The organism is Xenorhabdus sp. KK7.4, from assembly GCF_963876465.1.
In the GTDB taxonomy this organism is placed as follows: domain Bacteria; phylum Pseudomonadota; class Gammaproteobacteria; order Enterobacterales; family Enterobacteriaceae; genus Xenorhabdus; species Xenorhabdus stockiae.
This window is the reverse complement of sequence record NZ_CAWNQF010000122.1, coordinates 53952-73196: the sequence shown is the minus strand read 5'-3', so window position 1 is coordinate 73196 and position 19245 is coordinate 53952. Positions and strand designations below refer to the sequence as shown.

18 protein-coding genes and 1 other annotated feature are annotated in these 19245 nt (G+C 43.9%); of the genes, 14 read left to right on the top strand and 4 right to left on the bottom strand.

The genetic code is table 11. The features are described 5' to 3' along the window. Positions 1-26: 26 nt before the first annotated feature. The gene (locus AACS90_RS20075; RefSeq protein ID WP_099121251.1) at positions 27-1235 is read right to left on the bottom strand and encodes a serine hydrolase; all 1209 of its coding nucleotides are present in this window, start codon (positions 1233-1235) and stop codon (positions 27-29) included. Positions 1236-1412: 177 nt separating this feature from the next. Between AACS90_RS20075 and AACS90_RS20070 the strand changes: the two genes are divergently transcribed. Then, entirely contained in the window at positions 1413-2033 is a 621-nt protein-coding gene (locus tag AACS90_RS20070; RefSeq protein ID WP_099121250.1) for a glutathione S-transferase family protein, read from the top strand. Here AACS90_RS20070 and AACS90_RS20065 read toward each other — a convergent pair whose 3' ends face one another. Next, positions 2034-2882 carry an SDR family oxidoreductase gene (locus AACS90_RS20065; RefSeq protein ID WP_099121249.1) on the bottom strand — a complete coding sequence of 283 codons (849 nt, stop codon included), beginning with the start codon at positions 2880-2882 and terminating at the stop codon, positions 2034-2036. A gap of 322 nt (positions 2883-3204) precedes the next feature. Between AACS90_RS20065 and hisL the strand changes: the two genes are divergently transcribed. From hisL to hisIE, 9 genes are all read left to right on the top strand, one after another. Further along, positions 3205-3252: a his operon leader peptide gene (hisL, locus tag AACS90_RS20060; RefSeq protein WP_139837445.1), complete on the top strand. Its 48-nt coding sequence runs from the start codon at positions 3205-3207 to the stop codon at positions 3250-3252. Beyond that, positions 3228-3349 (top strand) — a sequence feature (His leader region). It overlaps the preceding gene by 25 nt. Before the next feature lie 74 nt (positions 3350-3423). Next, on the top strand, positions 3424-4323 hold the full coding sequence (gene hisG, locus AACS90_RS20055) for an ATP phosphoribosyltransferase (RefSeq protein WP_099121248.1): 900 nt from the start codon (positions 3424-3426) through the stop codon (positions 4321-4323). Positions 4324-4328: 5 nt separating this feature from the next. Further along, entirely contained in the window at positions 4329-5696 is a 1368-nt protein-coding gene (gene hisD, locus AACS90_RS20050) for a histidinol dehydrogenase (protein ID WP_099121247.1), read from the top strand. Between the two features lie 3 nt (positions 5697-5699). Next, positions 5700-6806 (top strand): histidinol-phosphate transaminase, encoded by a 1107-nt coding sequence (gene hisC, locus AACS90_RS20045; RefSeq protein ID WP_099121246.1) that lies wholly within the window; start codon positions 5700-5702, stop codon positions 6804-6806. Next, complete coding sequence (gene hisB / locus AACS90_RS20040) at positions 6803-7870, top strand: bifunctional histidinol-phosphatase/imidazoleglycerol-phosphate dehydratase HisB (RefSeq protein WP_099121245.1); 1068 nt, start codon at positions 6803-6805, stop codon at positions 7868-7870. The genes hisC and hisB overlap by 4 nt, the downstream gene beginning before the upstream one ends. 12 nt (positions 7871-7882) lie before the next feature. Beyond that, positions 7883-8473: an imidazole glycerol phosphate synthase subunit HisH gene (gene hisH, locus AACS90_RS20035; RefSeq protein WP_099121345.1), complete on the top strand. Its 591-nt coding sequence runs from the start codon at positions 7883-7885 to the stop codon at positions 8471-8473. A gap of 4 nt (positions 8474-8477) precedes the next feature. Next, complete coding sequence (gene hisA, locus AACS90_RS20030) at positions 8478-9215, top strand: 1-(5-phosphoribosyl)-5-[(5-phosphoribosylamino)methylideneamino]imidazole-4-carboxamide isomerase (protein ID WP_099121244.1); 738 nt, start codon at positions 8478-8480, stop codon at positions 9213-9215. Further along, a complete protein-coding gene (gene hisF / locus AACS90_RS20025; protein ID WP_099121243.1) occupies positions 9197-9973 on the top strand; it encodes an imidazole glycerol phosphate synthase subunit HisF in 777 nt (258 codons plus the stop codon). The genes hisA and hisF overlap by 19 nt, the downstream gene beginning before the upstream one ends. Next, positions 9967-10626, top strand: coding sequence for a bifunctional phosphoribosyl-AMP cyclohydrolase/phosphoribosyl-ATP diphosphatase HisIE (gene hisIE / locus AACS90_RS20020; protein ID WP_099121242.1), 660 nt, complete (start codon positions 9967-9969; stop codon positions 10624-10626). The genes hisF and hisIE overlap by 7 nt, the downstream gene beginning before the upstream one ends. A gap of 91 nt (positions 10627-10717) precedes the next feature. Here hisIE and yiaY read toward each other — a convergent pair whose 3' ends face one another. After that, positions 10718-11869, bottom strand: a complete 1152-nt coding sequence (yiaY, locus tag AACS90_RS20015) for an L-threonine dehydrogenase (RefSeq protein ID WP_099121241.1) — start codon at positions 11867-11869, stop codon at positions 10718-10720. 178 nt (positions 11870-12047) lie between these two features. Here yiaY and AACS90_RS20010 point away from each other — a divergent pair, with 178 nt between their 5' ends. Then, positions 12048-12596, top strand: coding sequence for a YbaK/prolyl-tRNA synthetase associated domain-containing protein (locus tag AACS90_RS20010; RefSeq protein ID WP_153043646.1), 549 nt, complete (start codon positions 12048-12050; stop codon positions 12594-12596). Positions 12597-12648: 52 nt separating this feature from the next. Beyond that, the gene (locus tag AACS90_RS20005; RefSeq protein ID WP_255705591.1) at positions 12649-12777 is read left to right on the top strand and encodes a hypothetical protein; all 129 of its coding nucleotides are present in this window, start codon (positions 12649-12651) and stop codon (positions 12775-12777) included. 101 nt (positions 12778-12878) lie between these two features. On the opposite strand, the gene gndA is transcribed toward AACS90_RS20005, so the two are convergent. After that, the gene (gndA, locus tag AACS90_RS20000) at positions 12879-14285 is read right to left on the bottom strand and encodes an NADP-dependent phosphogluconate dehydrogenase (RefSeq protein ID WP_099121240.1); all 1407 of its coding nucleotides are present in this window, start codon (positions 14283-14285) and stop codon (positions 12879-12881) included. A 278-nt stretch (positions 14286-14563) separates the two neighbouring features. Here gndA and AACS90_RS19995 point away from each other — a divergent pair, with 278 nt between their 5' ends. Both AACS90_RS19995 and AACS90_RS19990 read left to right on the top strand, forming a co-directional pair. Next, positions 14564-16144 (top strand): TerC family protein, encoded by a 1581-nt coding sequence (locus AACS90_RS19995; RefSeq protein ID WP_099121239.1) that lies wholly within the window; start codon positions 14564-14566, stop codon positions 16142-16144. 177 nt (positions 16145-16321) lie between these two features. Next, positions 16322-19228, top strand: a complete 2907-nt coding sequence (locus AACS90_RS19990) for a phage tail protein (RefSeq protein ID WP_099121238.1) — start codon at positions 16322-16324, stop codon at positions 19226-19228. Positions 19229-19245: the final 17 nt, after the last annotated feature.

The following is a 19245-nucleotide window of genomic DNA, read 5'->3' as shown; positions in this document are numbered from 1 at the left end:
TATTTTCGTATTTTTAAAATCACTTATTAACTGAAAATTGAGTTAAACCAGCCACTAACCGTCTTCACAATAAAATCCCAGATATGGCCAAAAAATCCCGTTTCCTCAACCGCTTCTTTTACTACCAATGGGTGCTGTTCAACCACCTTCCCATCCAGCATAAAATTAACGGTCCCTACAACCTGATTTTTTGCCAATGGCGCTTCCAGCTCAGGCTGATTCAGAGTGAAACTCGCTTTCAAATTACCAGCCTGTCCACGCAGGAGAGTAACGGCGGCATCTTTTTCAACACCTAATGCTACTTCCGAGCGTGTTCCGTACCATACTTTTTGCGTGACAAAAACAGCATCAGCCTTTAATGGGATCGTCGTTTCATAAAAACGAAAGCCCCATGACAGAATCTTTTCACTATCCACAAAGCGCATTCGATCACTGGAAGCTCCCAAAACAACCGAGATTAAACGCATCGAGCCTTCTGTTGCAGATGCGACTAGATTATATCCCGCACCACTGGTATGTCCTGTTTTTATGCCATCCACATTCATATTCTGATTCCACAACAAACGGTTGCGGTTAGGTTGGCGGATTTTGTTAAACGTAAATTCTTTTTCTTTATTCAGCGCATATTCTTCAGGGACATCACGGATCATCGCCTGCCCCAAAACAGCCATATCACGCGCAGTACTGTATTGCCCTGAAGCATCTAATCCATGCACTGTTTTAAAATGCGTATTCGTCAGCCCCAGTGACTGAGAATATTTATTCATTAAATCAACAAAAGCATCCTGGCTTCCTGCGACATAATCAGCCAGCGCAATACTTGCATCATTACCAGACTGGATAACAATCCCGCGATTCAAATCAATAACTTTGACTCTATCACCCGGTTTTAAAAACATCAGGGATGAACCTTTGAGCACAGGATTACCTGTCGCCCACGCATCCTTTCCCACTGTAACCATATCGTCCTGAGAGATTTTACCTGACTTCATCGCCTGCCCAACGACATAGCTGGTCATCATTTTTGTCAGACTTGCAGGATCTAAGCGTTCATCAGCATTATTTGATGCCAGAATTTTTCCGCTGGCATAGTCCATCAAAACATAAGATTTCGCATCGACCTCAGGTGCTGCGGGTTCATCAATTGCATATGAGCTGGTACTCGCCAGCCAAAAAACACCCAGCCCCACCGTAAAAGACTTTATTCTCTTAATATGACCTCTTTTTTTCACCATTATCATCCACCTTCTCTCTCTCTGACAACCACATCCTATTCAACACTTGAAATACAAAACTCCTATTAATATAGATGTTATAGGATAAGACTCCAATCCAATAACGCAAAGATTCTCCTGTTATTTCTATGAATTTATTGTCATATTATCAAACGACTTGATATTGAGGAGAAAATGATGCTAACAGTCTGGGGCCGTAAAAATTCATCAAATGTCAAAAAAGTGCTTTGGTGTCTGGAGGAATTAAATATTCCTTACCAGCAAATTGATATCGGAGGGAAATTCGGCAAGCTTGATGATCCGAATTATTTACACATGAATCCCAATGGAGTAATTCCATGCTTACAGGATGGTGATTTTATTCTTTGGGAATCAAATGTGATCGTTCGCTACCTTGTCGAAAAATTCGGCGAAAACACTCTATATCCGAATGATATTAAAGAAAAATATAATATAGAAAAGTGGATGGACTGGACTGGGTGCAATCTCTTCTCCCCCATCAAACAACTCATGATAAGCCTTGTCAGGACACCTGAGGCACAGCGTGATCAAAAAGTCATCGCACAGGCTTTAGCTGAAATAGAAAGACTGCTGAAAATTGCCGATGAAGCATTAAGCCAACAAACATACCTTTCCGGTGATAAATTCGGCATGGCTGATATAACCTTGGCTCCGTTTATCTACCCGTGGATCAATGTGGTAACTGAACGCCCATCACTGCCAAACTTAGAACGCTGGTATCAATTAATGACCGAAAGGCCAGCATTCCAAAAAATCGTTATGATAGAAATAAATTAATTACAGACTCATCGGCATGCTCCCGGGATCTGGATACTGATATTCGAATCCCAGTTCCCGGCAAATACGGCTTCCATCCACTGTTTTACATTCTTCAGTGTCGCTTTCTGAGCCCTCATCTTCCGGCTGTAAAAATTCTGGCGGAGTCAGATTAAGCTGACAACAAGCCTGTGAGTAAAATTCTGATCTTTTAGGATGGACAGGTGCACATAAATTGTAGACATTTCCTCCTTCAGAACGCTGAATAAGCAACTTAATGGCAGAGATAGCATCATCCTGATGAACCAAATTAACCGCATTTTCTCCTCCTGAAATTGCCTTCCGCCCTGCCAGAAAACGCCCTGCGTGGCGACCCGTACCGACCAACCCTGCCAAACGTAAAATATCAACTGAAGTATTGGGTAACTGATGCAACCAGTTCTCCAGCTCAACCAATGCTCTGGCTGACTGAGTTTCAGGAGCTAATGGCGCATCTTCATTAAGATGACCAACAGACGAGCCATAAACGGAAGTTGAGCTGGTAAAAATAATATGAGGAACGGAGTGCGAAAGTGCTGTGTCTACAATCAACTGTATTGCTCTGACATACTCTACACCACCTCCTGCGATACCACTGGTTGGCAACATCAGAACCAATACATCAACTGACATCAGTTGTTCTAGCTCATCGGCTGCACAGACTATTTCAGGAACCAGATTTAATAAGTGGCAATCAATACCACACATACATGCTGCTTCAACCCCGTCTGGTGTTGTTTTACTGCCAATGACCTGTAAACCACTCCCTTGCAGGGCTTGCGCTAATGGCAGTCCCAGCCATCCCAGCCCGATAATTGAAACCTTTTTCACTATAATACTCTCCAGCTCATATGCTATTGATTATTAGGTAAAATAATTCCCATAAAAAATATTAATCAACTATATATTGATAAAAGAAAGAATAATTACTTATAAAACAAAAAGTTAATATCTAAAAGTCACTTTTTTGAAAAAAAGGTTGCTTTTCATACATAGAATCAGATAGGTTAAACGACAGACAGTTTATTATTTATTCTGGCAAACCACGTCAGCAGCATATAGACAAAGTTAAGCATAAAGTTACCCTGAAGTCACAAAATAGCCCTTAATACAAATAACACAAAAATCACATCAAACAGAGAACACACATATTATGAATCGTATTCAATTTAGCCATCATCATCACCATCATCCTGACTAGTCTTTCAGGCTGTTGTGTGCTGGAAGACATTTAGTAAGTCTTCCGGAGGCATGAATACGATAAAAACCCTCGGAAGATTTTTCGGGGGTTTTTTTATACCTAATAAATCCCGAGCCCAATGAATTTCGAGCTACAGAAAATATTCTGATTTATATATAGGGTAGACATAACATGTTAGATAAAACACGCTTGCGGATAGCCATGCAAAAATCAGGACGCCTGAGTGATGATTCCAGAGAATTACTGGCACGCTGTGGTATTAAAATCAATTTGCAACAACAAAGATTAATCGCTTTCGCGGAAAATATGCCTATCGATATCCTTCGTGTCCGTGACGATGATATTCCGGGCCTAGTGATGGATGGCATCGTTGATTTAGGTATTATTGGTGAAAACGTACTGGAAGAAGAGTTACTGAGCCGCCGGGCACAAGGGGATGATCCCCGTTATACCACATTACGCCGTCTTGATTTTGGAGCTTGCCGTCTTTCTCTTGCTGCTCCTCTTGATTACAACTATACAGGGGTGGAATGCTTACAAAATTCACGCATCGCCACATCTTATCCACACTTACTAAAGCGCTATCTGGATAAAAAAGGCATTCAATTCAAACCTTGCCTGCTCAATGGCTCAGTTGAAGTTGCTCCAAGGGCTGGATTAGCTGATGCCATCTGTGATCTGGTTTCAACCGGTGCAACACTGGAAGCAAACGGATTGCGGGAAGTAGAAGTCATCTATCGCTCAAAAGCCTGCCTGATCCAACGTGATGGCGAAATGCCGGAAGCTAAACAACAGCTGATCAATAAATTGATGACCCGTATTCAGGGTGTAATTCAGGCTCGTGAATCCAAATACATCATGCTACATGCACCAAGTGACAAACTGGAAGAAATCATCGATCTGTTGCCGGGCGCAGAACGCCCCACAATTTTGCCGCTGGCCGGAGCGCAGAATCGTGTAGCCATGCATATGGTAAGCAGTGAGACACTATTCTGGGAAACTATGGAAAAACTCAAGGCACTGGGAGCCAGTTCTATTCTGGTTTTACCAATCGAAAAAATGATGGAGTAAGCCCGATGAGCACCAATGTCAGTATTGTCGATTTTAGCACCATTATCCGTTGGCAGGCATATACACCGGAGCAGCAAAGAATGTTGCTGACCCGCCCTGCTGTCACCGCATCTGGAGATATTACATATACGGTGAGACAGATTCTGGAAGCAGTTAAAGAGCGCGGTGATAACGTGTTACGGGAATACAGCCAGCGTTTTGACAACACAACAATTGATGCAGTCCGAGTTCCAGAAGAGGAGATTCATGCTGCTGGTAATCACCTGACAACGGAAATCCGGCAGGCTATCCAGCAGGCAATGGATAACATTCGTCTGTTTCATGAAGCACAAAAACCTGTGGTAATTGAAGTAGAAACTATGCCCGGCGTGTGTTGCCAACAAATCACACGGCCAATTGATTCTGTAGGGCTCTATATTCCCGGTGGCTCAGCACCACTGCCTTCTACGGTATTGATGCTGGGGATCCCTGCCAGCATTGCCGGATGTCGTAAAGTAACGCTGTGTTCTCCACCACCTATTGCCAATGAAATACTCTACGCTGCGCAACTATGCGGTATCAGTGATATCTTCCAGATTGGTGGTGCTCAGGCTATTGCAGCAATGGCATTTGGCACAGAATCGGTTCCCAGAGTAGATAAAATTTTTGGCCCGGGTAACGCATGGGTCACTGAAGCTAAAAAACAGGTCAGTCAACGTATTGACGGTGCGGCCATTGATATGCCCGCTGGCCCTTCTGAAGTGCTGGTGATCGCTGATAGTGGTGCTAATCCCGTATTCACAGCAGCAGATCTACTTTCACAGGCAGAACACGGGCCAGACTCGCAGGTCATACTCGTTACACCTGACGAAAGCTATGCCGGGGAAGTTATCCGTGAAATTGAAAAACAGCTCCCAACCCTGCCACGCCAACAAATTGCAATACAGGCCTTACAGTCCAGCCGGATTATCGTCGCTGACGATATCGCCCAATGTGTGGCGATCAGCAATCAATATGGCCCTGAACATTTGATTATCCAGACACGACAACCAGAACAGCTTGTAGATAAAATTACCAGTGCCGGTTCCATTTTTCTCGGCGACTGGTCACCGGAATCTGCGGGAGATTATGCCTCCGGTACCAATCACGTTTTACCCACTTACGGCTATACCTCTACCCATTCAAGCCTTGGGCTGGCGGATTTTCTGAAAAGAATGACCGTACAGAAGCTAACGCCACAGGGCCTGAAAAAACTGGCTCCAACCATCGAAACACTGGCACAGGCAGAGCAACTCACTGCACACAAAAATGCAGTTACATTACGCATCGCTGCCTTAAATAATCCTCATAATACAAACAATAATGCAGACACTAGCTCTCAGGCTAAGGAGTAATTAATGAGCACTGTTTTTGATGTCACTTCACTGGCAAGAGAAAATATCCGCAAATTAGTCCCTTATATGTCAGCCCGTCGTTTGGGTGGCAATGGTGATATTTGGTTAAATGCCAATGAATATCACGCCGCACCTGATTTTCAGTTCTCTGAAAAAACACTCAACCGTTACCCTGAATGCCAGCCTGCGACAGTTATTCAACGTTATGCTGATTATGCTGGCCTGCAACCAGAACAAGTACTTGTCAGCCGAGGAGCGGATGAAGCTATCGAACTGCTGATACGTATTTTCTGTGAGCCGGGCAAAGATGCAGTTATGTTTTGTCCGCCAACCTATGGCATGTACAGTGTCAGCGCTGAAACCTTCGGTGTCGCACAGAAAAAGATCCTCGCTGGCACAGACTGGCAGCCAAATATAACGGCCATCAAAAATAATCTGGATCGCGTCAAATTAATCTATATCTGTAGCCCGAATAACCCAACAGGTAATCTGATTACACCCTCTACGTTACGCCAGATCCTCGAACTGGCCCGTAATCGTGCCATCGTTGCTATTGATGAAGCCTATATCGAATTCAGCCTGCAGAATACTACCACTCGCTGGCTAAAAGAGTATCCACATCTGGTAATTTTGCGAACCCTCTCGAAAGCTTTTGCTTTAGCAGGGCTGCGTTGTGGATTTACGCTGGCTTCTACCGATATTATCGCGCTAATGTTGAAAGTGATTGCACCTTATCCCCTTGCCACGCCTGTTGCAGAGATCGCAGCACAGGCTTTAACAGCATCGGGCATACGGGTAATGCAGGAGCGGGTGGAAGAAACGATTGCCAATCGCGCTTATCTACAGGATGCACTTGATAAGCTGATATTAGTGGAGAAAGTATTTCCCAGTGAAACCAACTATATTCTGGTTAGGTTCACCAATGCTGAATTTGTATTCAGGGCATTATGGGATCAAGGCATTATTCTTCGTGATCAACAAAAGCAACCGGAACTGGAAAATTGCCTGCGCATTACTGTTGGCAGTCGCAATGAATGTGAGCAGCTGATCACTGCCATTGACGCTCTTTGCAAACAAAATCAACAAGTACAGGAAACAGAGAATCCATGAGCCAGAAAATACTTTTCATTGACCGCGATGGCACGTTAATCACTGAACCACCAAAGGATTATCAGGTTGACCGCCTTGATAAGCTGGCATTTGAATCCGGGGTGATCCCTGCTCTATTAGCCTTACAAAAATCCGGTTATAAACTGGTCATGGTCACTAATCAGGATGGATTAGGTACAGACAGCTTTCCGATGACTGATTTTGAACCACCTCACGCACTGATGATGCAGATTTTTTCTTCACAGGGAATTCAGTTTGAAGAAATATTAATCTGCCCTCACAAACCCGCAGATAACTGTAACTGTCGTAAGCCAAAACTCGGCTTAATAGAAAAATATCTGGCTGATGGAATACTGGATACAAAAAAGAGTTACGTCATCGGTGATCGGGAAACTGACCTGCAATTAGCCCGAAATATGGGAATTCAGGGCCTTCTCTATCAACCTGAATCATTCGGCTGGTCAGCAATTTGTGAGCAGTTAACCCGCAAGGATCGTTATTCCAGTGTAAACCGCACAACCAAAGAAACAGCCATCAATATTGAAGTCTGGCTGGATCGTGAAGGAAAAAGCCGCATTAATACAGGGGTAGGCTTCTTTGACCATATGTTGGATCAAATTGCCACTCATGGTGGTTTTCGTATGAACATTCAAGTTGATGGTGATCTTTATATTGATGATCACCACACTGTTGAAGATACAGGCCTTGCTCTGGGGGAAGCACTGAAACAGGCGCTGGGTGACAAACTCGGTATTGCCCGTTTCGGTTTTACGCTTCCAATGGATGAATGTCTTGCCCGATGCGCGCTGGATATTTCCGGCAGACCGCACCTTGAATATAAAGCTGAGTTCAAACATCAGCGTGTCGGGGATTTGAGCACAGAAATGATCGAACACTTTTTCCGCTCACTCTCTTATACCATGGGATGTACTTTACACCTGAAAACTAAAGGTAAAAACGATCACCATCGTGCCGAAAGTCTGTTCAAAGTTTTTGGTCGCACACTGCGACAGGCTATCCGCGTTGAAGGCGATACCCTACCCAGTTCTAAAGGTGTTTTATAAGAGAGAATAATGATGAAAGTTGTTATTTTGGATACCGGCTGTGCCAATCTTGCTTCGGTTGACTATGCCATTCGTCGGTTAGGGTATGACCCAATAATCAGCCTTGATGCAGATGTTGTGAAATCAGCAGAAAAATTGCTCTTGCCGGGTGTCGGTACCGCTGCCACTGCAATGGCCCAGCTACAACAACGGGAGTTAATCTCTTTGATCACTTCCCTTACTCAGCCTGTTTTAGGCATTTGCCTAGGCATGCAGCTTCTGGCTGAAAGCAGCGAAGAAGGCGGTAATATCCCGCTACTGAAATTAATCAACGCTCCTGTTAAAAAGATGGCAACTTCTGGTCTGCCTTTACCGCATATGGGCTGGAATCAGGTTAATTTTCCATCAGAGCATCCTCTGTTTCATGGCATTGAAAATAATGCCTATTTTTATTTTGTTCACAGCTACGCACTGCCCGTTGGCAAATACACCATTGCTCAAACAGATTATGGCGGCTCGTTCAGCAGCGCTATTTCAAAACACAATTTTTTTGGTGTCCAATTTCATCCCGAGCGTTCTGGTGCAGCAGGAGAACAGCTATTAAAAAACTTTCTGGAGATGTAACCCCATGATTATACCTGCATTAGATTTAATCGATGGCAATGTTGTACGTTTACATCAGGGGGATTATGGTCAGTGTCGAAATTACGGTAGTTCTCCTTTATCCCGTTTACAGGAATACGAACAGACAGGAGCTAAACTGCTGCATTTGGTGGATTTGACCGGAGCGAAAGATCCTGCCAAACGCCAGATTTCACTGTTACGCAAATTACTGTCTGGTGTATCGGTTCCAGTACAGGTAGGAGGGGGGATCCGCTCAGAAAGCGATGTTGCTGCACTCCTTGAAGCCGGAGCAAGCCGGGTTGTTATAGGTTCAACTGCGATCACTCAGCCAGCGTTAGTTAAGCAATGGTTTGAGAATTATGGTGCGGAATCCATTGTGTTAGCGCTGGATGTCCGCATCAATACAGATGGTATTAAGCGAGTTGCTATCAGTGGCTGGCAGGAAAGCAGCGAAGCAACACTGGAACAGGTCGTTGACCAATATCTCCCTGTTGGTCTGAAACATGTTCTGTGTACTGACATTTCCCGCGATGGCACACTGAACGGTTCTAATATTGCACTCTATCAGGAGATTAGCCAACGCTATCCACAAGTTGCATTTCAGGCATCCGGAGGCGTTGGCAGTCTGGCCGATATTTCTTCTCTGCCTGCATCCGGTGTTACGGGTGTCATTGTCGGGCGTGCGTTGCTTGAAGGAAAATTCACACTGAAGGAGGCAATCCAATGCTGGCAAAACGCATAATTCCCTGCCTTGATGTGCGTGATGGGCAGGTAGTCAAAGGGGTACAATTCCGCAATCACGAAATTATTGGTGAGATTGTGCCTCTTGCACAACGCTATGCTCAGGAAGGTGCTGATGAACTGGTATTTTATGATATCACCGCCTCTTCTGATGGCCGTGTTGTGGATAAAAGCTGGGTTGCAAAAGTGGCTGAAGTAATCAATATTCCATTCTGTGTCGCTGGCGGGATCAAAACAGTCGAAGATGCCGGGCAAATTTTATCATTTGGTGCGGATAAGATTTCTATTAACTCCCCTGCCCTGTCAGACCCTTCTTTAATTAACCGTCTGGCTGATCGCTATGGAGTGCAATGTATCGTAATCGGCATCGATACGTGGTTTGATGAAAAAAGTAATAGCTATCAGGTATACCAGTTCACCGGAGATGAAAAACGCACCACAGCAACTACGTGGCAGACTCTGGATTGGGTCAGGGAAGTACAACAACGTGGAGCCGGTGAAATTGTCCTGAATATGATGAATCAGGATGGCGTTCGCAATGGCTATGATCTTACCCAGCTTAAACAAGTTCGGGAAACCTGTTCCGTGCCTTTGGTCGCATCAGGGGGAGCTGGCGCTCCGGTTCATTTTCTGGATGCTTTTAAACAGGCTAACGTTGATGGAGCTTTAGCTGCTTCCGTTTTCCATAAGCAGATTATTAACATTGGCGAACTGAAACAATATCTGGCGGAACAAGGAGTTGAGGTAAGAATATGTTAACGATATCACCACTAACCCCGCAGGAAATCGAAAAATTAGACTGGGAAAAAGTCGATAACCTGATGCCCGTGATCGTGCAGCATGCCGTATCTGGTACCGTACTGATGATGGGATACATGAATAGAGAAGCCCTGAATGCAACGCTAAATTCCGGCAAAGTCACCTTCTTTTCACGCACCAAACAACGGTTATGGACGAAGGGTGAAAGTTCTGGTCACTTTCTGGAATTATCCGAGATTTATCCTGACTGTGACAACGATACTCTGCTTATCCTTGCCAATCCTATCGGACCAACCTGCCATAAAGGGACTGAAAGCTGCTTTGGCCCAGCACAAACACAATGGGGTTTTCTTTACCAATTAGAGCAATTACTGGCAAGCCGGAAAAATGCTTCTCCCGATAGCTCCTATACCGCCCGCCTGTATGCCAGCGGCACAAAACGCATTGCACAAAAAGTGGGAGAAGAAGGTGTAGAAACCGCATTGGCAGCGACTGTTAATGACCGGGAAGAACTCACCAATGAAGCGGCTGATTTACTCTACCATCTGCTGGTGTTACTCCAAGATCAAAACTTAGATCTGAGCTGTATTATCCGTCAATTACAGAAAAGGCATTCAGTTAAAGATAACGCGCCCTTTTCTGCTCAGGAATAAAGTTCAGAAAACAGAGCCACTTCGTTAAATGACAGTAGCCGAATAAAACGAAGTGGCATTTTATGACTAAGGCCTATCTCTAGCTGGATAACTACATAGCCTCTTCGAAAATGGACACAATATCTTCGTGTGATGCCTGAATTGGATTAGTGAACCCACAAGCATCTTTTAGTGCATTAGCTGACAATACAGGCAAATCTTCCACTTTGACGTTCAATTCAGTTAATCCCGCTGGAATATTGACATCTTTTGCCAACCGGCGGATTTCCCGAATACAGGCTTCCGCACCCTCCTTGTCAGAAACATTCTCGACATTTACTCCCATCGCAGCTGCAATATCTTTCAGGCGGGGTGCTGCAACTTTTGCATTAAAACGCTGTACATGGGGCAGCAATACTGCATTACAGACACCATGTGGCAAATCATAGAAACCGCCCAACTGGTGGGCCATCGCGTGAACATACCCGAGAGAAGCATTATTGAATGCCATACCCGCTAAAAATTGGGCATAAGCCATATTTTCCCGCGCTTCCACATCACTGCCATTTTCAACAGCACGACGTAAATAACTGCTGATCATTTCCACCGCTTTCAGCGCACAGGCATCAGTAATAGGGTTGGCAGCCGTAGATACATAAGCTTCAACTGCATGAGTCAGCGCATCCATACCTGTCGCTGCGGTCAGTCCTTTCGGCATACCAATCATCAGAGAAGGGTCATTCACGGATAAAATAGGCGTCACGTTTTTATCCACAATCGCCATTTTGATGTGGCGCTCTACGTCCGTGATAATACAAAAACGCGTCATTTCAGAAGCTGTACCTGCCGTGGTATTGATCGCTATCAACGGCAACTGAGGTTTTGCGGAAACATCAACTCCTTCATAATCGCGGATATCTCCGCCATTTGCCGCAACCAATGCAATACCTTTAGCACAGTCATGCGGCGAACCGCCCCCCAGCGAAATCACAAAATCGCAGCTATGCTGATGCAAAATTGCCAGCCCTTCTTCGACATTAATCGTAGTTGGGTTAGGATTCGTTCCATCATACAGAGCGCTTTTTATCCCTATATTAGTCAATAACTTCTGAACTTTCCCAACAACACCAATCTCGTTCAGTACTCGGTCAGTAACAATCAGAGCCTGCTTGTAACCATAAGTTTTTGCTAACTGAATGGCCTCGTTCAGACATCCTTCACCGATTTTATTCACTGGTGGGATAAAGAAAGTTGATATTGCCATTAGGAACTCCTTAGGTTTTACTGAGGTATCTCAAATATTGAATAAGAGAAGTGATTTATAATTTCTCACTTATCCACATCAGTTATTTTGACTCAAATCAACAATCACAAGTGTAGGAATAAAAAATAAACGGAAACTCACTAAACTTCAAAAGGATAAAAATTTATTTAATAATCAGATGAATACAATTAAAAACACTCAGGATCAGGAGCGCATTTTGTTAAAAAATGATATTTTTGAACACATTACTGCCTTACTTGATACTAACCATGCCCGTTATCGGGTGATGGAACATGCCACTGGCGGGAAATCAGAGGAAGTCGCAAAAATACGTGGGACACATTTAGGTCAGGGGGCAAAAGCTTTAGTCTGCCATGTTAAGGGAAATAATTACCGTCAATATATTCTGGCAATCTTACCCGCCGACCAGCAGGCCGATCTGGCAGTTCTGGCCAAACAGGCAGGTGGCAACAGAGCATCACTGGCAAGCCCGAAAGAGGTTTCCGAATTAACCCGCTGTGTTTTTGGTGCCATCCCTCCCTTTAGCTTCCATCCTGATTTAAAGCTGATTGCCGACCCCCTTTTATTTGAACGCTATGATGAATTGGCATTTAACGCTGGCAGCCTGGAACGATCAATCATTTTAAATACAGAAGATTACCGCCGTATCGCTATGCCTGAGTTAATTGCATTTCGCAAAGTGATCAATCAGCCAGATTTAACCTGAGCAAAACTTACGTTCTGCTATACTTCAACCAGACAAGATGAGTAATTATCCTATGAATAAATTGTTTATTTTGATAATGCTTGGTCTGGTTATTATTACCTGCATCATATTACTGAACAATATGCTTGATGCTCATCTCGATCATTGGATGGAGCATGTTGCCCACTGGCTGTTAGAATAGTAATCATTTCTCTGAATTTGCTACTAGGAAATTGCCTGTAAAAAAGGTGCTGAATAATTCAGCACCTTTTTGAATAATAATAGTTAAATATTCACTTTCTATTATTCTAACCACTCGGTATGGAACACACCTTCTTTATCAGTGCGTTTGTAGGTATGCGCACCAAAATAGTCACGCTGTGCCTGAATCAGGTTGGCTGGCAGGACTGCGGAACGGTAACTGTCATAATAAGAGATGGCAGCAGAGAATGTTGGAGTTGGAATACCATTCTGTACGCCATAAGAAACGACATCGCGCAGTGCTTGTTGGTATTCATCAGCGATTTGTTTGAAATAAGGTGCCAGCAACAGATTAGCAATAGCCGGATTTTCGTTGTAAGCATCCGTGATTTTTTGCAGGAACTGAGCACGGATAATACAACCCGCACGGAAGATCTTAGCGATCTCGCCATAATTCAGATCCCAATTGTATTCATCGGAAGAGGCTTTCAGCTGTTGGAAGCCCTGCGCATAAGAAACAATTTTGCCTAAGTACAACGCACGACGGACTTTTTCAATAAATTCCGCTTTATCACCTGCAAACGGCTGCACTTCTGGGCCTGACAGAACTTTAGATGCGGCAACACGCTGATCTTTCAGTGAAGAAATGTAACGTGCGAAAACTGATTCAGTAATCAACGTTACCGGAACACCCAAATCAAGAGAACTTTGGCTGGTCCATTTACCGGTTCCTTTATTAGCGGCTTCATCCAGAATTACATCAACCAGATATTTACCTTCTTCATCTTTCTTACGGAAGATATCAGCAGTAATTTCGATCAGATAACTACTCAGTTCGCCTTCATTCCAGTCACTGAATACTTCTGCCAGTTCCTGATTACTCAGATTCAGTGAATGTTTCAATAAAGAGTAAGCCTCAGCAATCAACTGCATATCGCCATATTCAATGCCATTGTGAACCATTTTCACATAGTGACCGGCACCATCAGCACCAATATAAGTCACACAAGGTTCACCATCCACCTGAGCAGCAATCTCTTTCAGAATCGGCGCAACCAGTTCATAGGCTTCTTTCTGCCCGCCCGGCATAATTGAAGGGCCTTTCAATGCACCTTCTTCACCACCAGAAACCCCTGTACCGATAAAATTAAAGCCTTGCGCAGATAATTCACGGTTACGGCGGATAGTATCCTGAAAATAGGTATTGCCGCCATCAATCAGAATGTCACCCTTATCCAAGTGTGGCGTCAGAGATGCAATAGTTTTATCCGTAGCTTCACCGGCCTTAACCATCAACAGGATACGACGCGGTTTTTCCAGTGAATCGACAAACTCTTCAATGGAATAACTTGGAACTAATTTTTTCCCTGGATTTTCAGCGATAACTTCATCAGTTTTATCACTGGAGCGGTTGAAGATAGATACAGAGTAGCCACGGCTTTCAATATTCAACGCCAGATTGCGACCCATAACCGCCATACCGACAACACCGATCTGTTGTTTGGACATGAATAACTCCCGTCTGATAATGACTGCTATCTACCAAAATGTTGCACATATAACAATGTTGAGTACAACAAAATATAGTAGACAATTTGTTAATGAGATCACATGTTAACTCATGAATGGGCATTGGGGGTAGTTATTGATGCAATCGATATCGTCATACTGTTTTTTTGCTGAAAAAATTTCCAGCCGCAATAAATCATCTATTGATATTTTGACAGTCAATCCTCATTATTCAGGAGTCGGCACACGCCGTCATACTAAAAGGTAAAATAAACTGTATGGAATGGATCGCTGATCCGACGATATGGGCAGGTCTGGCCACTCTTATCGTTTTAGAAATTGTTCTGGGCATTGACAACTTAATATTTATTGCCATTCTGGCAGATAAACTACCGGAAAAGCAAAGGGATAAGGCAAGGCTCACGGGTTTATCCTGTGCTCTGTTAATGCGGCTTATCCTCTTATTCAGCCTCTCCTGGCTTGTCTCCCTGACAGCGCCATTGCTGACTCTGTGGGGTCATTCATTCAGCGCCCGCGATTCCATTATGCTGATTGGGGGTATATTCCTGCTTTTTAAAGCAACAATGGAACTGAATGAACGGCTGGAAGGAAAAAATCTGCATACCAATCAACAGCGTAAAGGAGCAAGTTTCTGGGCAGTAGTTGTACAGATTATTGTTCTGGATGCGGTCTTCTCACTGGACTCCGTGATTACTGCTGTCGGTATGGTTGATCACATTGGTATCATGATCGCTGCTGTCATTATTGCTATGATCCTGATGATATGGGCCAGTAAGCCGCTGACAAAGTTTGTCAACGCTCACCCGACCATAGTGATATTGTGTCTCAGCTTCTTATTAATGATTGGCTTCAGTCTGGTTGCAGAAGGCTTTGGTTATCGTATTCCCAAAGGCTACCTTTATGCCGCCATTGGCTTCTCTATTATAATTGAAGCACTGAATCAATTTGCCCAGTTCAACCGCCGCAAATTTCTGAGTGCTTCCCGTTCATTACGTGAAAGAACGGCAGAAGCAGTTCTGCATATTTTAAATGGTAAGCGTGAAAGGGCAAATCTGGATGATCATGCATCTAATTTGATTGCAGATCATGAAGAGCACAAAGAAGTCTTTGAACCACAGGAACGGCAAATGATTGCCCGTGTTCTTAGCCTTGCACAACGCACTGTCAGCAGCATCATGACTTCACGCCATGATGTCGTTTACCTTGATGTTCATTCACCCATGGACAAACTGGCTGTACTACTGAAACAAAAACCGCATACCCGGATTGTGGTTACAGATGAAAAAACCAGTGATGAGCCACTGGGCGTCGTGCATGTGATCGATATTCTTAATCAACAGCTTACTCATAATCCCTTTGATTTGCGTCAGTTAGTACAGCAGCCATTAATTTTTCCTGAGTCTCTTTCCTTACTTCAGGCATTAGAGCAATTCCGTCAGGCTCAAACACATTTTGCCTTTGTTGTTGATGAGTTCGGCTCTGTTGAAGGTATCGTTACGGTCACCGATGTAGTGGAAACGATTACAGGAAACTTACCGGTAGGTAGTGGAGAAATTGATGCCCGTCACGATATTCAGGTCACAGAAGAAGGGGACTGGATTGCCAATGGTTTTATGCCGCTGGATGACTTGGTGCTTTACGTTCCGCTACCGCTGGATGAAAAACGCGAATATCAGACACTGGCAGGCTTATTGATGGAGCATCTCCAACATATTCCACAACTGGGCGAACAGCTAAAGATCGGTGATTATCTTTTTGAACCGATGGAAATCACCAGCCACCGCATCAATAAAGTGAAAATCACATCGCTGAAAGTGGAAGAAGAAACGATCGAATAATCTATCAAATATAGATATGACTTACTAAAAAACCGGCATTATGTCGGTTTTTTTAGTTCTGACAAATTTTATTATATCGATTTAATGTGAATTTTCAGATAATTAAGCCTTAAAATCTTACGTATGCAATTGTATGTCTTACTTCATTGACTTGTCATTCATAAATATGGGGGTTACATGAGTAATAAATATTTTGCATTATTGACGGATTCAGGCGCCAATAAACTGGAAAATGCAGCAACCTCAGGAAATAAACTTGAGATCACACATATGGCTGTTGGCGATGGGCATTTACCAACACCTGATGCCAATCAAAGCCAATTAATAAATGAAAAGCATCGTGCAGAAATTGACAGGCTATTCATCGATCCCAATAACCCTAACCAAATTATTGTTGAGCAGATAATTCCGGAAACTGAGGGTAACTGGTGGATCCGAGAAATAGGCCTATTCGATGAAGATAATACGCTAATCGCTGTCGGAAACTGTGCTGCTCTGTACAAATCACAAATGCAGGAACAAACAGTTCGCATGGTTTTGCCTATTGGTGATAGAAATTTAACTGGCTGGATAGCAGAACTAATTTCAGGCTTAGCCACTCGTAGCTATGTCAGAGGGAAAATTAGAGATCACGCAGAAAGCCGTAATCATCCTGATGCCACATTAAAAAATAAAGGTTTTGTCATTCTGAGTAATGCTGTAGACAGTAATAGTGAGGCTCACGCAGCTACATCCAAAGCGGTGAAGTCTACCCATGAATTAGCCCAGAAAGCCTATAATTTAGCCGATCCAGTTAATGCCATGAAGAAATGGGTTCCGCTAACCCGTAAGATCAACCATAAAGAGTTGGTCAATGATATCAATCTAAACGCGGCGGATGTGGATGCCTACAACAGGACTGAAACCGATGCCCTGATTGCGCCCATTCAGCAGGATGTCGTACAGGCAATGAAACTGGCAGATACCGCCAATCAAAACGCCACCAGCGCCATCAACAATGCGGAAAGTAAAGTCCCGTTAACCCGTAAAATTAATGATAAAGAGCTGGTCAATGATATCCGCCTGATCGCAGCGGACGTGGATGCCTACAACAAGACTGAAACCGATGCACTGATTGTGCCCATCCAGCAGGATGTCGTACAGGCAATGAAACTGGCAGATACCGCCAACCAAAACTCTACCAGCGCCATCAACAGTGCAGAAAGCAAAGTTCCTTTAACCCGTAAAATTAATGATAAAGAGCTGGTCAATGATATCCGCCTGATCGCAGCGGACGTGGATGCCTACAACAAGACTGAGATCGATGCGCTGATTTCACCCATCCAGCAGGATGTCGTACAGGCAATGAAACTGGCAGATACTGCCAATCAAAACGCCACCAGCGCCATCAACAGTGCGGAAAGTAAAGTCCCGTTAACCCGTAAAATTAATGATAAAGAGCTGGTCAATGATATCCGCCTGATCGCAGCGGACGTAGATGCCTACAACAAGACTGAGATCGATGCGCTGATTTCACCCATCCAGCAGGATGTCGTACAGGCAATGAAACTGGCAGATAACGCTAACCAAAATGCCACCAACGCCATCAACAATGCTGAAAGTAAAGTCCCGTTAACCCGTAAAATTAATGATAAAGAGCTGGTCAATGATATCCGCCTGAGCGCAGCAGACGTGGATGCCTACAACAAGGCCGAGACCGATGCCCTGATTGCGCCCATCCAGCAGGACGTCGTGCAGGCAATGAGACAGGCGGATACTGCCATCAAGGATGCGGAAAACAAAGTTCCGTTAACCCGTAAGATCAACCATAAAGAGCTGGTCAATGATATCAATCTAAACGCGGCGGATGTGGATGCCTACAACAGGACTGAAACCGATGCCCTGATTGCGCCCATTCAGCAGGATGTCGTACAGGCAATGAAACTGGCAGATACCGCCAACCAAAACGCCACCAGCGCCATCCGCGATGCGGAAAGTAAAGTCCCGTTAATCCGTAAAATTAATGATAAAGAGCTGGTCAATGATATCCGCCTGATCGCAGCGGACGTGGATGCCTACAACAAGACTGAGACCGATGCACTGATTGCGCCCATCCAGCAGGACGTCGTACAGGCAATGAAACTGGCAGATACTGCCAATCAAAACGCCACCAGCGCCATCCGCGATGCGGAAAGTAAAGTCCCGTTAACCCGTCGGATAAACGGAAAAGAATTAGTCAATGATGTCAAATTAATAGCATCTGATGTAAATGCTTACGATAAAGAAGAAACCGATCAGCTTATTGATGGCGTCAAAGAACTAGCCAATGCTGCCAACAATAATGCCGATAGCAAAGTACCAGTGTTCCGTACGATAAATAATAAAGCATTATTGACAGACATTATGCTGAACGCATCTGATGTAGATACCTATGCTAAAGGAGAAATTGATCAACAAATTAATACCGTCAGAAAACTAGCAAATGATGCTAATAATAATGTCAATGGTAAAGTCCCACTGACTCGTACAGTGAACAATAAGGCATTACTAACAGATATTACCCTCACCGCATTAGATGTAGGCACTTATAATAAAAACGAGATCGATTCCCGCCTAGATAAAGTCACTAAAAACGCTAATGGCCGACTGGCAAAAGATGAGAATGGTGCCGATATTCCGGACAAAAACGCATTCGTAAAAAATATAGGTTTAGGTGATTTGATTGGTTCAAAAATTGAATCTCAACTAATCGGACAAGATGCTACGATCATTAACCTTGGGAAAATTACTCAAATAAGCGGCGTAGCGATAGCTAGTGTACCAATTAAGCAAGAAAACACATCGATTGTCGGTGGAGTAACATACTATACCAATTATTACAAAATCCGGTTACCGGTCAGCCTGCCCAATGGCATTATTTCGTGTCACGCCAGTATCGCTTGTAATAATTTCGATAGCCAAGGCCCAAGCCATCTGGCTGATGTTAGAACCCAAAGAAGTAATTCGGATGGAGTAGGATTATCTCAGGATACTTTAACCATATCAGTTACCACACCAGAATTAGGCTGGACTCCTGAGTTTTATTATGAAGTAACCGGATATTAACAGTAGCAGCGAGTAAA